The 14,965-nt window shown below is 71.4% G+C and carries 11 protein-coding genes and 1 pseudogene; 6 read left to right on the forward strand and 6 right to left on the reverse strand.

The genetic code is table 11. The features are described from left to right. Nucleotides 1-58: 58 nt before the first annotated feature. Complete coding sequence (locus AB0M97_RS13725; protein ID WP_365961020.1) at nt 59-2,908, reverse strand: SpoIIE family protein phosphatase; 2,850 nt, start codon at nt 2,906-2,908, stop codon at nt 59-61. 509 nt (nt 2,909-3,417) lie between these two features. On the opposite strand from AB0M97_RS13725, the gene AB0M97_RS13730 reads away from it, so the two are divergent. Next, nucleotides 3,418-4,383: a YihY/virulence factor BrkB family protein gene (locus AB0M97_RS13730; protein ID WP_365961021.1), complete on the forward strand. Its 966-nt coding sequence runs from the start codon at nt 3,418-3,420 to the stop codon at nt 4,381-4,383. Nucleotides 4,384-4,514: 131 nt separating this feature from the next. Here the strand turns inward: AB0M97_RS13730 and AB0M97_RS13735 are convergent. After that, nucleotides 4,515-4,692 (reverse strand): annotated as a pseudogene (locus AB0M97_RS13735) (MFS transporter); the annotation flags it as partial. An 834-nt stretch (nt 4,693-5,526) separates the two neighbouring features. Here AB0M97_RS13735 and AB0M97_RS13740 point away from each other — a divergent pair. Next, nucleotides 5,527-6,219, forward strand: coding sequence for a DsbA family protein (locus AB0M97_RS13740; protein WP_365961022.1), 693 nt, complete (start codon nt 5,527-5,529; stop codon nt 6,217-6,219). Here AB0M97_RS13740 and AB0M97_RS13745 read toward each other — a convergent pair. After that, a complete protein-coding gene (locus AB0M97_RS13745) occupies nt 6,106-6,639 on the reverse strand; it encodes a MarR family transcriptional regulator (protein ID WP_365961023.1) in 534 nt (177 codons plus the stop codon). The two genes, AB0M97_RS13740 and AB0M97_RS13745, sit on opposite strands and share 114 nt — an antisense overlap. A gap of 695 nt (nt 6,640-7,334) precedes the next feature. Between AB0M97_RS13745 and AB0M97_RS13750 the strand changes: the two genes are divergently transcribed. After that, complete coding sequence (locus tag AB0M97_RS13750) at nt 7,335-8,249, forward strand: ParB N-terminal domain-containing protein (protein ID WP_365961024.1); 915 nt, start codon at nt 7,335-7,337, stop codon at nt 8,247-8,249. 93 nt (nt 8,250-8,342) lie between these two features. Here the strand turns inward: AB0M97_RS13750 and AB0M97_RS13755 are convergent, their stop codons facing one another. From AB0M97_RS13755 to AB0M97_RS13765, 3 genes are all read right to left on the reverse strand, one after another. Continuing rightward, nucleotides 8,343-9,488 (reverse strand): FAD-dependent monooxygenase, encoded by a 1,146-nt coding sequence (locus AB0M97_RS13755; protein ID WP_365961025.1) that lies wholly within the window; start codon nt 9,486-9,488, stop codon nt 8,343-8,345. Continuing rightward, nucleotides 9,485-10,033: a hypothetical protein gene (locus AB0M97_RS13760; protein ID WP_365961026.1), complete on the reverse strand. Its 549-nt coding sequence runs from the start codon at nt 10,031-10,033 to the stop codon at nt 9,485-9,487. The genes AB0M97_RS13755 and AB0M97_RS13760 overlap by 4 nt, the downstream gene beginning before the upstream one ends. Nucleotides 10,034-10,125: 92 nt before the next feature. Then, on the reverse strand, nt 10,126-10,611 hold the full coding sequence (locus AB0M97_RS13765) for a carboxymuconolactone decarboxylase family protein (RefSeq protein WP_365961027.1): 486 nt from the start codon (nt 10,609-10,611) through the stop codon (nt 10,126-10,128). 427 nt (nt 10,612-11,038) lie between these two features. Between AB0M97_RS13765 and AB0M97_RS13770 the strand changes: the two genes are divergently transcribed. Genes AB0M97_RS13770 through AB0M97_RS13780 form a run of 3 tightly spaced genes read left to right on the forward strand, consistent with a single transcriptional unit; the run spans nt 11,039 to nt 14,931 of the window. Then, on the forward strand, nt 11,039-12,124 hold the full coding sequence (locus AB0M97_RS13770; RefSeq protein ID WP_365961028.1) for an AMP-binding protein: 1,086 nt from the start codon (nt 11,039-11,041) through the stop codon (nt 12,122-12,124). Then, a complete protein-coding gene (locus AB0M97_RS13775; RefSeq protein ID WP_365961029.1) occupies nt 12,124-13,500 on the forward strand; it encodes an aldehyde dehydrogenase family protein in 1,377 nt (458 codons plus the stop codon). The genes AB0M97_RS13770 and AB0M97_RS13775 overlap by 1 nt, the downstream gene beginning before the upstream one ends. A gap of 51 nt (nt 13,501-13,551) precedes the next feature. Further along, the gene (locus tag AB0M97_RS13780; RefSeq protein ID WP_365961030.1) at nt 13,552-14,931 is read left to right on the forward strand and encodes a 3-deoxy-7-phosphoheptulonate synthase class II; all 1,380 of its coding nucleotides are present in this window, start codon (nt 13,552-13,554) and stop codon (nt 14,929-14,931) included. Nucleotides 14,932-14,965 lie beyond the last annotated feature (34 nt).

The raw sequence follows: 14,965 nt of genomic DNA on the forward strand, positions 1-14,965 counted from the left end.
CAGCACGTCCGCCGGCTGATCAGCCGCGTCGAGGCGGACCTGGCACCTGGTCGGATCGTCAGGGGTCGTAAGGGTCGTCGTAGAGGCTGAGCAGGAGGTCTTCCTCGTTGTCGGGGTCGAGGGTCAGGGAGAGGGCCTGCCGGACGGGTTGTTCGGCCCAGACCGTTTTGCCCTGGGTGCGGTAGCGGGCTCCCCAGGCGTGGGAGAAGCGGGCGACGAGGAACAGGCCACGTCCGCCTTCCTCGGAGGTTCCGGCGCGGCGGATGCGCGGTGAGGAGTTGCTGTGGTCGGTGACCTCGCAGACGAGGGACTCGCCGCGCAGCAGACGTACCTGGACGGGGCCTTTGCCGCCGTAGCGGACGGCGTTGGTGACCAGTTCGCTGACGATGAGTGCCGTGCCGTGGGTGAGGTGCGCCAGTCCCCACCGGGTGAGCTGGCGGTCGACGAGTGCGCGGGCCTCGCGGACCGCGGAGGGCTCGGGCGGCAGTTCCCACTGGGCCACCCGGTCCCCGGCCAGCTCGTGGGTGCGGGCGAGGAGCAGGGCGATGTCGTCGTGCGGGCCGTCGGGGGCGAGGGCGGCGGTGATGTCGTCGCAGGCGCGTTCCAGGGACGGCTCGCGGCGGCCGAGCGTGGTGAGCAGGGTGTTGAGCCGGTCGCCGGGTGTGGACTGCCGTCCGCGGGAGGTGACCAGGCCGTCGGTGTACAGGGCGAGGACGCTGCCCGGGGGGATGTCCACGTCGGCGGATGCGTGGGGGACGAAACGGCCAAGGCCGAGCGGGGGGCCGGCCGGCAGGTCCAGGAGCCGGGTGGTGCCGTCCGGGGTGGTGAGGGCGGGCGGCGGATGGCCTGCGCGGGCGGCGGTGCACTGCCGCGAGACCGGGTCGTAGACGGCGTACAGGCAGGTGGCTCCGCTGGCCGAGTCCTCGGCGTCGCCGTCCGGGGAGAACCTGCTGACCAGGTCGTCGAGGCGGGCGAGCACCTCCTCGGGCGGGAGGTCGAGGTCGGCGAGGGTGCGCACGGCTGTGCGGAGCCGGCCCATGGTCGCGGCGGCGTGCAGGCCGTGGCCGACCACGTCCCCCACGACCAGGGCCACTCGGGCGCTGGAGAGCGGTATCACGTCGTACCAGTCGCCGCCGACGCCGGTGCGGTCGTCGGCGGGGAGGTAACGGGAGGCGACCTCCACGGCGAGGGAGGGGGTGAGGTCGCCGGGGAGGAGGCTGCGCTGGAGCGTGAGGGAGGCGACGCGTTCGCGGGTGTAGCGGCAGCCGTTGTCCACGCAGGTCGCTGCCCGTGTGGTCAGTTCCTCGGCGAGCGCGATGTCGTCCTCTTCGAAGGGGTGGTCGTGTGCGGCCCGGTAGAAGGTCGCCAGGCCGAGGACGCGGTCGCCGTAGCGCAGCGGAACGGCCAGCAGCCAGTGTTCTCCGGGGCCGAGGTGGCGTGCCGCGGCGGTGGGGGCGTCGTCGGGCGCGGTGTCGGAGGGTTCGCCGAGCACCGGTTCCAGCACCGTGCGGCCGTGGGCGAGGCAGCGGGCCTGCGGGGTCTGCGGGGGGAAGGTGAATGTCTGGCCGGTTCCGAAGCGGCCGTCGGCCGGGCCCGGGGCCGCGGGGAGGGCGCCGTGGGCGGCCGTGCGCAGCAGGAGGGTCCGGGGCGGTGGGGGGCCGGCTTGCGGTTCTGTGCCCCGGACGACTCCGTCGATCAGGTCAACGGTCACCAGGTCGGCCAGTTGCGGGGCCAGGGTGGAGGCGAACACCTCGGTGATGCGGCGGACGTCGAGGGTTTCGACGAGCCGGGCACCGGTCTCGTTGAGCAGGGACAGCCGCTGCCGGGCGGCGACGGCCAGTTTGCCGACGCCGGGCTCCCCGACCAGCAGGAGCCATCGGTCGGCCTGGCTGACGGGTTCGCGCGGGGTGGCGGGTGGCGGTGCGGGACGGTTCGGGGGTGTCGCCGTCAGTGGCAGGGCGTCGCGGTCGGTGACCGGATGGTGCCGTGCGCCCGCGGACAGGCTGACTTCGATGGCGACGCCGTAGGCCTCTCCGTGGTGCACGGTCCGTCGGCGCAGCAGTGCCGAGCCGCCGCCGTGCAGCGGCACCTCCACGAGGGTGGCACCTTCGGAGGAGATCATTTCGGTGGCTTTGTGCAGGAGTGTCGCGCGGTCGTCGGGCTTGAGCGTGCGCAGCGGCTCCTCTGTCGTCGTCAGGGCTCCGGAGCGCATGTGCAGGAGGGTGCCGGCGGGCCGGTCCGGTTCCCGGGCGGCGAGGAACTCACTGGCCAGCGCGCGTTCACGGGCTGTGCTGAGTTCGAGCAGGCGGTGTTCCACCTGGTTGACGGCGTCCTCGAGCACCACGGCCATGCGGGGGTGGGCGGCCTCTCGGGGTATGGAGAGGTTGAGTACGGCTTCGACTCCGCCGCTCATGGGGTCTCGCACCGGGGCCGCCATGCAGACCAGGACCTGGAAGCTGTGGAAGAAGTGTTCCTGGCCGACCACGACGAACGGGGCCCGGGTGCTGAGCGCCATGCTGATGCTGTTGGTGCCGATGTGGCGCTCCGCGCAGCTCGCGCCCAGGACAAGTGAGGCGTCGTCCATGAGGGACAGCTGTGTGGTGTCTCCGCGGCGGGCCACGATTCTGCCCTGGGCGTCGGTGACGAGGATGGCGACGGGGACGCCTGCCAGGCGGTCGTTCAGCTGGTCCAGAGCTGGAGTGCAGGCCCGTAGCAGCCGGGTGTCCGGGTCCATGTCCTGTTCGAGGGGGATGAACAGCTCCTGCTGGCTCACGCCGAGGGTCCGCGACCGCCGCCAGGAGGCGAGGATCGCTTCCCTGACTTCCTCGTCCGTCGGTTCGCGGCCGTGGTGGAGGAAGAGTTCGTGGGCCCGGGCTATCTTGCGGGCACCGCTCCACGGATCGGTCATGGGCCCGTCCTGGGCGCTAGTCGTTGAGGGGCGGGGCACGGTGGGTGGGCTGGGGTGGCTGCCTCCGGTTCGCGGGCCTGTCCGGCATGTGCACACAACAGTGACGGTGATTCCATCGTACGGGCTTGGCCGAGTTTTACCGCTCTGCTGTGCTGGTTTGCCCGGTCCGGCTCCCCGTCCTCAGCGAGGTCGCCTCTCCCCCGCAGCGGGCCGGCTGCGCTTGATCGGGCTCGGCCGGGCCCGGCCACGGTTGGTTGCAGGTCGGCTCCGGCTGCTCCGGCTTGAGAGATCTTGCAAGCGTTGCGGGCGGGCCAGGGGCACACGGACGCCCTGCGGATGACGGGCCGGCCTCCGCTCTTCCTCGTGGCGCGACCACTCGGCAAGGCCTGAATCCGGCTCCGCAGGGGAGAAGATAGCCCGAGGCCCGTACGCCGCTCGCGCGTCCGTGGACCCGTGGACAGGCAGCACCGGCCCTGCCGCCGACCACCACACGAGGAGGCACCCGCCCGATGGGGACCGCCGTGCACGTCCCTCAGACCCGGGACATGATCGGGGAGGAACTCTCCGGCGACGAGGCGCTGACCGCGCTGCGGCACTACGGAGGGGTACGCCTGCTCGTCGACTCGTTCTCGCGGTTCCGGTACGCCGACGGGTTCACCAACGCCCGCGCTCTGGGCTTCCAGGTGGTCCTCGGCATGGTCCCGTTCACCTTCGCACTCGTCGGACTCGCCACGACGGTGCACACCGAGAGCGTGGGGCGCATCATCGAGCTGACCCTCGGCCGGATCGTCCCCGGCGCCAGCGCGGACGTGGTCGAGGAGGCGCTGGCCGGGACGCGGCGTACGGGCCACGCGAGTCTGTGGAGCACGCTCGCCCTGTGGCTCGGCCTGGCCTTCGCCGTCCTCAACCTGACCTCGGCGATGGGCCAGGTGGAGCGGGGCGCCAACCGCATCTACGGCATCGAACGCGACCGGCCGTTCGCCAAGAAGTACGGCCGCTCGCTGCTGCTCGCGTTCGCGGCGGGCGTCCCGATGGTGCTCGGGTTCCTCGTCCTCGTCGCCGGAGACGCCATCGGCGAGGCGGTCGTGGAGACGTTCGCCTGGTCCCGGCACTGGCTCGGCTGGTGGCAGTGGGTGGAGATTCCGCTGGGCATCACACTCGCCTGGGTGGCCTCCGCCGTGATCTTCCGGTGGTCTCCGCGGCGTGTTCAGCCCGGTTACACCTGGCTCGCGTTCGGCTCGGCGGTGCACCTGGTCCTGTGGATCTGCGCGACATGGCTGCTCGCCCTGTACGTCGCCGAGAGCGGCTCCTTCGGGGCGGTCTACGGACCGCTCACGGCGTTCGTCGCCCTGCTGCTGTGGGCCAACCTGACGGGGGTCGCGCTCTTCCTGGGCATCGCGTTCGCCGCACAACTGGAAGCGGCCCGCGCCGGCATCACGTCAGCCGTGGAGCCCGACCCCGGCCCGGGGGCGTAAAAAGAACAGTGCCTGCCCGGGCGTTGGCTGACGTGCAGGGTCGCCAAGGGCGGGCTCGCCGCTGAACGACGGAGGCGAACACGGTCCGCTGCGGCCGCCGAAGCGGTCACCGCGTAGCTGCAGGACGGTCACAGGACCGCGCCGACCACTGTCGGGATGACGACCAGTCAGGAACTTCTCCCCGGCCAGGTATGCGATGCCGTTCTCCGGGGACATGAACAGCACCAGCACCGACCACAGGCTCCCCACGGAGAAGCCGATGTGCTCAGAGAGCATCGACGGGATCAGGTTCCGGCGTGCGATGCGCCTGCTGCCCGCCTCCCAGGCGGCGTCGCCCTCCGGGTTCCGGTTCCCGGTGCGGCGGCCGCGGCCCTCCGGCTGGGGGCCTGTGCGTTGTGCAGCCGCCCGCTGCTCGAGGGAGCACCGCACAGCGGGTGCGTGTCCGTGGGTGGGCATCGGCGGCACGGCTCCCCGCGGGGCGCCGGAGGCGGGAGCGTGAAGGCGAGCCGAAGCTCGCGCGGAGGGCCGGAAAGTGGCCTGATCTCCTGGGCTCGTGAGGACCGTGGACGAGCCGATGGCCCTCGAGTGGTCCGCCCGCGCGTGGACACTCTGGTCCACCCGCCCGTCCAGGCCCGGAGGGGACTCCCCGCTCGGCGTCGGACAGTCGCTGATGAGCGGAGTTTCCCTTTTTGCATGTATGGGCTTCGTGTGCCGGAGGTCAGACTTTCTCGAAATTCCACTGAAGGCCGTCTCACTTGACAAACTCGTCCGGAGTCACCTTGAGGCGCCTTGAACTGCAGTAATGTCAATAATATTTTGAAGGGCGCCGAGGAGACAGCCCACTACGGAAGCGGAGGCCACTCGATGCAGAGAGCCCGATCGGTCGGGCCGTCGCGGCGTGCACCGTCGCGCGGCGGAGCGCGGCGATTACGGATGCCGCTTCCGCGCGGAGGAATGTCACGCCCGAGCTGCCCACGCCGACTTCCTTCCGCGGCATGTCACCGCCGTGACGTCGACCTCGCCACCGACCGTGCGTCCGGACCGGCGGGGCCGGACACCCGGGAGAAAGCGAGTGAATGCCGACCGATCCGCCGGCTGCGTTTTCACCCAGGGCGAAACGGGTGGAAGATGAGGACGTTCCCGATGGCAGCAGATATTGATTTTTGGTTCAACTACTCATGCCCGTTGAGTTTCCTCACGCGCCGGCTGCTCCTCCGGGCGGCTCAGGAGTCGGGCGCACGGATCCGATCGCACCCCTTCGAGCATCGGCCCGGCATACGGAATGCCGTTTTCTCCCAGCGGGTATGGGAGCACACCGTCCTGCCCCTGGCCGCAAGGCTCGACGTTCCCATGGGCGAAGCGCCGCCGATGTCGGCGACCGACACCCGGCCGGCCTCGCGGGGATACCGGTACGCGCGCGACCGCAAACGCGGGGAGGCCTACAGCGACCAGGTCTTCTCCGCCCATTTCCAGGAACAGGCCGGCATAGGAGACCCTGCGGTGCTGGAGCAGCTCGCGGGCCGCGCGGGCCTCGACCCCGGCGAGTTCCGCGCGGCGCTGGCGGCACGGGAACGAACGGAGCACCCTCGGCCGACCCCTGAGGAGGGGAAGATCCCGGTCACCCTGACGCCGACGATCGTCAGCGGGCACCTCCGCATCGAGGGAGTGCCGACGGCCGAGCAGTTCCACCGGCTCCTGCAAGGCGCCGGGAGCGGACGGCTCTCACGCCCCGGAGGGAATGTCAGGCCCTCCGGCCGGTCGGCCGCGTCTGACCGGGCGGTCTGCGGACGGCAGGACAGAACTGTCGTCGAGGTGGTCGAGTGCGGTCTCCACTAGCCGGGCGAGGTTTTCGGTGACTCCCTCGGGCAGGCGGCGGAGCAGGCGCGCGCGTGCGGCCGTCGCCGACTGCGCCACCAGGCCCGCCAGCCGGGCGCCCTCCTCCGTCAGGTTGACCCAGGAACTGCGCCCGTCGTGCAGGTTCGCCTCCCGGTTGACGTACCCGGCCGCCGCGAGGCGGTGCACGATGTTGCTGGTGCCACCCGACGACAGCCCGCAGCCGACGGTGAGTCCGGTCGGGCTGAGACGCTGCTCCGGGGCGGCGTACAGGGCCAGCAGCACGTCAGCGTCGATCCGGGCCAGGCCGGCCGCGTCGGCGGCATCGGCGGTTGCGGCGTCCAGCAACCGGGCCAGGCGGATGACGTGCCGTGCCAGCCGGTCCGGCATGCCGGGGCGCTCCCACGGAGCCGAGTCGGTCACGGCCTCCCCCCTGGACGGCGACGCTTCAGCTCCGTCACCTTTTGCCCGTTTTATTTCTTTTTCCTGACCCATGAGACATCCAGCACTGCGCACCTCTTCAGTCGCTCTCCTAGAGACAGAAGAATGCTTCCTCGGACTTTTCATGTTTTTTCGCGCTCCCGAACGTTCGACTGCGCACATTGCGTGGTGCCCCGAAGGAATCCGCACGGAGGGGAAGCGTTTGCGGTGCCCTCGGGCGCCGCCCTGCACGTCGCGTACGAGCATGCTGTCCGCCGATGAGCGGCGGTGAGCCGAGAGAGTGCTACCTGCCACCGGGGGTCTTCAAGCGCGCCCGTGCACACAATGACCGATTTGACTCGCTGGTCGGTACGAATCTTTCCGGAGCGCGACGCCCAGGGGCGGCCGGCCGGCACCCCGATCCGGATGCCCAGGTGGGCAACTGTGCGCGACATGCAGTTGCCCACCACCCACACCCAGTCCTGCCCAGCCCGACCATCCCGCCGCCGGGACCGGATCACCAGGAGGATACTGACGTGACCGCCACATCCGTACCATTGGATGGATTCAAGGAAGAGTTCGGAAGACCGCGGGAACGACACCTCAGCACGGTGCACGTGTTACCCGTCGACATACTGCGCGCGGCCGACTCGCCGCGATCCGCCCCCGAGGACACCGAGCACTTACGGGTGTTGGCGATGGCCGAGGAGGCTCTGCCGCCCATCATCGTGCACCGTCCCACCATGCGGGTCATCGACGGTATGCACCGGTTGCGGGCGGCCGTCCTGCGAGGCCGAACCAGTATCGAGGCGCGGTTCTTCGACGGCAGCGAGGAGGACGCCTTCGTCCTGGCCGTGGAGTCCAACACGGCCCACGGGCTTCCGCTGAAGCTCGCGGAACGCTCCGCCGCCGCCCTGCGCATCCTGACCTCGCATCCGCATTGGTCGGACCGGGCGATCGCCACCGTGACGGGGCTGTCCGCGCAGAAGGTGAGTTCGCTGCGGCGCAACCTGCGAGCGGATTCGGTGCCGGCCGGCGCGCGGGTCGGCCGGGACGGGCGGGTGCGTCCCCTGAGCACCGCCCAGGCCCGCAGGGAGGCGAGCCGCCTGCTGTCGTCCTTCCCCGAGATGTCCCTGCGGCAGATCGCCAGGCGGACCAAGCTGTCCCCGGGCACCGTCCGGGACGTGCGCGACCGGATGCAGCGGGGCGAGGACATCGTCCCCCGGCGTCAGCAAAAGCTCGCGTCCGCGCTTCGAGGGGCCGTGCCGTGCGGGACCGAGCCGGGTCATTCCGTCGTCGTCCGGTCCCCTGTCGACCCTCCGGCCGAGGTCGCTCCGGGCCCCCGCGTCGGGCCCGAGGCCGCGCGGTCCGGGCCCGCGCCGGACCCGGTCGACCTCTACCGCAGGCTCTGCCGGGACCCGGCCCTGCGGCAGAGCGAGGCGGGACGCCAGCTGCTGCGCCTGCTCAGCCCTCTTCTGATGTCGTCCGACGAGTGGAGCGCCCTCGTCGGCGCGGTGCCCGCACACCGCGCCGGCGTCGTCGCCGACCTGGCACTCGAGTGCTCGCGCGCCTGGCGGTCGCTCGCCGACCGGGTCAGGGAACAGGGCTCCTGAGAGGCGGCACCGGTAAGGGCCCCGAGCGGCGGGAGCCTCGCTGTTTCCGGGCCCTTACCGCCCAGTTCCTCACCGCGCCGCCCGGCACCCCGCTCAGTACTGGACGGAGCGCAGCCGGGGCCCGTACGGAGCGGCGTCCAGCCAGCGGCCCGCCCGCGGCCACAGGGGTGCCACGGCCGCCGCCGCCCGCTGCGCCACGCGCTGCCCCGGCCGCCGGGCCAGCAGGTGGTCCAGGGCGGCGCCCGCGGCCCGCACATTGCGTTCCGCGGCCTCCCGCCTGCGCCGTGCGTACTCCCCGGTGTTGCCCTCCTGCACGGCGCGGGCGGCTTCCACTGCGTCGGTGATCCCCGAGTTCATCCCGCGTGCTCCGAAGGGCGGCAGCAGGTGGGCTGCCTCGCCGGCCAGCAGGACGCGCCCGGTGGCGTCGGTGAAGCTGCTCGCGATCCGCCGCTGGAAGCGGTAGACCGACACCCATGTGACGCGCGCGTCCGGCACCTGGGGCAGGACCCCGGGCAGCCATCGGGCCGGGTCCCCGGCGATCCGCCGCGCGTCGTCGCCGGGACGGCACTGCACATCCACGCGCCAGCCGCCGCGGAAGGGGAGCAACAGCACGTTGCGACGGTCCGCCGCCGGGTGACGGTAGTGGAAGACGCGCTCGGCCGGAGCCGGTTGCGGCCCTTCGGCGACGTCGACGACGACGAACTCGGTGGCCTCGGTGGAGCCCTCCAGGCTCACACCCACCTGCTCACGAACCGGTGACCGGGCCCCGTCCGCGGCGATGACGTACGAGGCGTCGTACGCGGCACCGGAGGCGGTGCGCACCCGCACCCGGTGGTCACGGCGCGGCGAGACCGAGACCACCGCGTCCCCCCAGACGGACACCACGCCCGCCCGGTCGCATGCTTCGCGCAGCAGATCCTCCACCACGGTCTGCGGCAGGCTGGTGAAGGGCGGGGAGACGGAGGCGCCGTAGCTGCGGGCGTACACCTGCCGGCCGCCCCACAGAGTGCGCTTGGTGGTCCACACCAGTCCCCGCGCCGCGACGGCCTCTCCCAGCCCCGGGCTGATGCCCGACAGCCGGTCCAGAGTCGCCCGGTGTACGAAGAGGGCGCGGCTTCCGGGGCGGGCCTCCCCGCGCGGGCGGGCCTCCAGCAGGACGGTCTCCAGGCCCTGTGCTGCGGCCGCGAGTGCGGCGCTCAGGCCCACCGGACCCGCGCCCACCACCACGACAGCGGTCACGACGCGCACCCGAGCGGGACGCGGACGGTGCGCGCGGAGGAGACGACGGCCGGGTTGAACAGCTCCTCGATGTACAGAGGCGCCTCGTCCACCAGTGACAGCAGGTAGGAGCGCCGTACGGAGAAGGCGGTGGGTGAGGAGCCCGGCCAGGGCGCAAGGGCGATGTCCAGCGGCACCCGGCGTGGCGCGGCGCGCTGCACCGCCGCGGAGATCCCGAGCGGGACGATGCGCCCGGTGACCGCCCCGGCCAGGCGGGGGTCGCCGGGCAACCGCCCGGCCACCAGGTTCCGGGACACCACCAGGCCGCGTGGGCCGATGAGTTCGCTGCGGCGGATCACGTACGGCTCGTTCGCGTGCGGTTCGGGCAACCGGCGCGGCGCGCAGGGGGCAGCACCGGACGGGGGCCGCGGCGCGACGGCCACGCGCTGCGCCGTGACACGCAGGCGGAGCGTGCAGCGCAGGCGCTCCTGCAGGAGTTCCGTGGTCGGCCCGGTCAGGCGCAGCAGGCGGCGGGTGAAGACGTCGGTGAACTCCTCCGCCGACACGCTCCGCGGTGGGGCACCGCCCACGGAAGCAGGGGGGACGGGTGCCGTGGCCGACTGTGCGGCCACGGCACCCGGAGCCCGACCGGGAAAGGTCACGACGAGGACGAGGGCGTGTGGTTGCCCGGTACCAGTCGCTGGGTGATCGCGAGCCGGTTGTAGCTGTTGATCGTCACGACGATCCAGATCAGCTGGGCCAGTTGCTCCTCGCCGAAGACCTTCAGGGAACGCTCGTAGACCTCGTCCGGCACCTGGCCGTCGTGAACCAGGGTCACGGCCTCGGCCAGTTCCAGGGCCGCACGCTCGCGCTCGGAGAAGAAGGGCGTCTCCCGCCAGGCGTTCAGCGCGTAGATGCGCTGCTCGGTCTCGCCGGCGTTGCGGGCGTCGATGCTGTGCATGTCGATGCAGAAGGCACAGCCGTTGATCTGGGAGGCGCGGATGTACACCAGGTAGCGCAGGGCTGTCTCCAGCCCGGCTTCCTCGGCTGCCTTGTCGGCAGCGGCGTACAGACGGCCCATGGTGGCGTAGGTGGCGGAGGAGAGCTTACCGAGGTCCAGGCGTGCACTGATCTTGGTGGTCATGGATCCAACGCTAGGAGACCCGAGGGCGGGTGCACCACCGTGCAACAAGACAGGTGGACACACGAATCCCCGCCGCGCACGGCTGCTCAGCGGCGGTGTGCACGGCCACTCGGGGGCGCTTGACAGCCCAGATACCTCACTGAAAAGTTAAATCGCGCGCCGAGAGGGCGGCGATCCCGTGCCGCCTATCTCTGTGCCCTTTTGCAACGTTTACATTTCATCCATCGCGGCCTCATGTGTCCTCGCAACACGCCTGCCAGTCGCTGCGCGTGACATGGCGTCACCGCAGGGCCCACGAATCCCGCTCCGCCGGACGTCCGCACCACCACGACCGGCGGACCACGGCGTTCGGTTCCGGGGGAACGCTCCTCCCGGAGCTGGACGTCGGCATGCTCCAGAGGCTGACTGACGAACGGTTTGGACGGATATGACCGAACTGACACACGTCCCAGCGCAGGACGGCGAACTGCCGAAGCCCACCGAGTACCTGCATGACATCCTGCGCTGGCACTTCGACCCCGCGACCGGCTCACCCTTCTGGCTGGCCAAGGCCAAGACCTTGGACTTCGATCCGCTCACCGACATCGCCGAGATCTCCGACCTGCGCCGCTTTCCGGACGTCAGCGACGATCTGCGCACGGTCCCCGTCGAGGATCTGATTCCCGCGGGTCTGAGGGGCGAGAGCTTCGAGGTGTTCGAGTCCGGCGGCACCGTCGGCGCCCCCAAGCGGGTCATCGACAGCACCGCCCGCATCAAGAACATCGACTGGGTCAGCACTGTCCTGGCGGAGCACGGCTTCCCCGAGCACGGACACTGGCTGCACGTCGGCCCGACCGGTCCCCACGCAGTCGGCCGTAGCGTGCGCCGCCTGGCTCAGCTGCGCGACGGCATGTGCTTCACTCTGGACTTCGATCCTCGCTGGGTGAAGCGGCTGATCGGCTCCGGCCGCACGGAACTGGCCGGCGAGTACCGCGAATACCTGCTGGACCAGATGGAACTCATCGTCAACACCCAGAACATCGCGGTCCTTTTCATCACCCCGCCGGTACTGGAGGCGGTGTGCGCGCGCTCCAGCCTGTACGAGCGCCTGGCGCACTCGCTCAAGGGCCTCCTGTGGGCGGGCACCAGCATCAGCCCCGAGACGCTGCACCAGATCGAGGAAACCTTCTTCCCCGACACCACGGTCGCCGCCATCTACGGCAACACCATGATGGGCGTCGCCCCGCAGCGCCCTCGCGAGGCGAGCGACACCCACCCCTGTGTCTTCCGGCCCTACGTCCCGCAGTCGATCGTCGAGCTCCTGGACCCGGAGACGGGCGAACCGGTTGACTACGGCGAACGGGGCCAGGTTCTCGTCCACCAGATGAGCCGGGACCTCTTCCTCCCCAACCTGCTGGAGCGCGACACCGCCATCCGCGTCCGGCCGGCCACCGGGGACAGCGTCGACGGCCTCGCCGACATCGCACCCCTGCGCAGTGCCGACGCTCCCAAGGTCGTCGAAGGGGTCTACTGATGTCCGACGTGCCACCCGTCATCGGTCCCGTCATCGGCGGCCGCGCCACCGACAGCCGCGACCGCGCCGAGCTGACCGCTGTCGACGACACGCCGCTGGCCACGGTCGGGCTGGCCCCGCGGCTGCTCGCCCAGGCCGCCCTCAACCGCGTCCGGGCCGCCGCGGACGGCTCCGCCCCGCCGCCGGAGCTGTTCGCCACCGCCGGAAAGCTGTTCGCCACCGCGGAGTTGAACGGCGAGACGCCCGAGGAGTACCGGCGCCGGGTCGTCATGGCAACCGGTACCCCGGCCGGGGCCATCACCCGCGCCATCGACGGCATCCGCAACTCGTTGAGCATGGTCGAGCGGCTCAACCGGGCCGAACTGCCCGCACCCTTCGAGGTGCCCGGCCACACCACCTGCTGGGTGCCGCGCGGTTCGTCGCTCACCGCCGTCGTCCCCAACAACCACCCCGAGCCCAACGTCACCTGGGTCCGCGCCCTCTCCATGGGCGTCAGCGTGCTCGTCCGGCCAGGAAGCAAGGATCCCTTCACCCCCCGTCGGCTCCTGGCCGCCCTGCTGGCCGCGGGGCTGGACCCGGACAAAGCGGCGTTCCTGCCCGGCGGGCACGACATGGGCGAGCACCTGCTGGCCCAGACGGACCTGGGCCTGGTCTACGGCGGTCCGGCCGCCGCGGCCCGCTACGCCGGCCGGGGTGACGTCCTGGTCCGCGGGCCCGGCCGGAGCAAGGCACTTGTCGGATCCGGCGCCGCACAGGACGACGGCCTCCTCGACGACCTGGTGCGGTGGATCGCCGACGACGGCGGGGTACGCTGCAACAACATCTCCCTGGTTCTCACCAGCGGCCCCGTCGAACCGCTCGCCGAGGCGCTCGCCGAACGGCTCGGGGCCCTGCCGGTGCTGCCGGTCCTGGACGAGCGCGCCACACTGCCGGCCACCAGCCGCGCCAACGGGGAGGCCATGGCGGAGTACCTCGCCGAACTGACCGCCAAGGCGACCGACCACAGCAGCGCTCGCTACGGCGGATCACCGATCGCCGACCCCGGCGACGGCACCGCGGTCCTGCGGCCCCTGGTCGTGTCCGTGGACAGGCCCGACGCCGCCCCGGCGGGCACCGAACTCGGTTTCCCCTTCGTCGTGGTGGCTCCCTGGAACCAGGAGGACGGCACCGGCCCGCTGCGCGACTCCCTGGTCGTGAGTCTGCTCGACGAGCACGCCTTGCTGGCACCGCGGGTCCTGCGCGAGCCGTCGGTCCGCAAGGTGGTCACCGGCCGGGTCGCACCCTGGGCGGGCCTCCCCGAAACACCGCACGACGGCAGCCTCGCCCAGTTCCTGCTCGAGCCCAAAGGACTGGTCACGGCAGAGGCAGAGAGCTGACATCCACCGACGGTCCTGCGGTCGACCGTCGCGCCGACGGAGAGAGGAATCGTGACCCTCACCACATCCTCGTACCAGGTCAGTCCCATATCCGAACCCGCCCCGGGCATCCGCGTCCCGCCCGTCACGGACTGGCGCAGCCTGCCGGCCGAGCAACAGCCGGTGTGGCCCGATCCCGCCCTGCTGGAACAAGTCCAGGACCAACTGACCCTCCAGCCCCCTCTGACCGCGCCCGCCGACGTCCGCCGGCTCGGTTCAGCGCTCGCCCACGCCGGAGCGGGCCGGGCCTTCCTGCTTCAGGCCGGCGACTGCGCCGAGCCCACGGGAACGGCCGGGGTCGCCGCGGTCCGCGGCAAGCACCGGATCATCAGCCAGATGGCCGAGATCATCAGCAACCACACCGACCTGCCCACCGTCACCGTGGGACGCATCGCCGGGCAGCACGCCAAACCGCGGTCGGTGGCGCAGGAGACCGTCGGCGACCGCACCCTGCCGGTCTACCGCGGCGACCTGGTCAACGACGCCGCGCCACACCCCGAGGCCAGGGTTCCCGACCCCCGCCGGATGCTGACCGCCTACCGCACCGCCCGAGCGGTCATCAACGAACTTCACCTCATCGCCCACGAGACGGTGTCCGGACTGCTCCCCCACACCTGGGAGGAAGACGCGGTGCACGCCGCCGTCCCCACCCGCCCGTACGACGGCACGCTCCGCTCGGTGATCAGGAATTACGGCCGCACCGTCAAGGTGAACGGCTCCTGGCGCCGGACCGGCCTGTGGACCAGTCACGAGGCACTGGTGCTGGACTACGAGCAGACGCTGGTGCGGCGCGACCCGCACACCGGAGAGCACTACCTCCTCTCCACTCACCTGCCCTGGATCGGCGACCGCACCCGGCGCCTGGACGGGGCGCACGTCGCCTTCCTGACCCAGATCGCCAACCCGGTGGCCTGCAAGGTGGGGCCGGGCATCACCCCCGAGGACCTCACCGAACTCTGCGGACGCCTCGACCCCCACCGCAGGCCCGGCCGGCTCACTCTCATCAGCCGCTTCGGCGCCGGCCTGATCCGGGAGCGGCTGCCGGTGCTCTCCCGCGCCGTACGCGCCGCCGGCCACGACGTGCTGTGGGTCTGCGACCCCATGCACGGCAACACCTTCAAGGCTTCGAACGGCGTGAAGACCCGGCGGATGAGCGACATCCACGCCGAGATCACCGCGTTCTTCGAGGTGATGACCGATGCCGGGCACTGGCCGGGCGGCATCCACCTGGAAATCGCCGGCGACCACGTCACCGAGTGCCTCGGAGCCGGCGGCCCCGCCGCGGAGGAGGGGCTCACCCGCGCCTACCGCACCCTGTGCGATCCCCGTCTGAACGACACCCAGGCACTGCTGACGATCCGGAAGGTTGCCGAACTCATCGCGCGGGGCTGACCGCCTCCGCCCGCTCCATGCCGGCCTGACTCTC

It is taken from the genome of Streptomyces sp. NPDC051207 (assembly GCF_040682395.1).
In the GTDB taxonomy this organism is placed as follows: domain Bacteria; phylum Actinomycetota; class Actinomycetes; order Streptomycetales; family Streptomycetaceae; genus Streptomyces.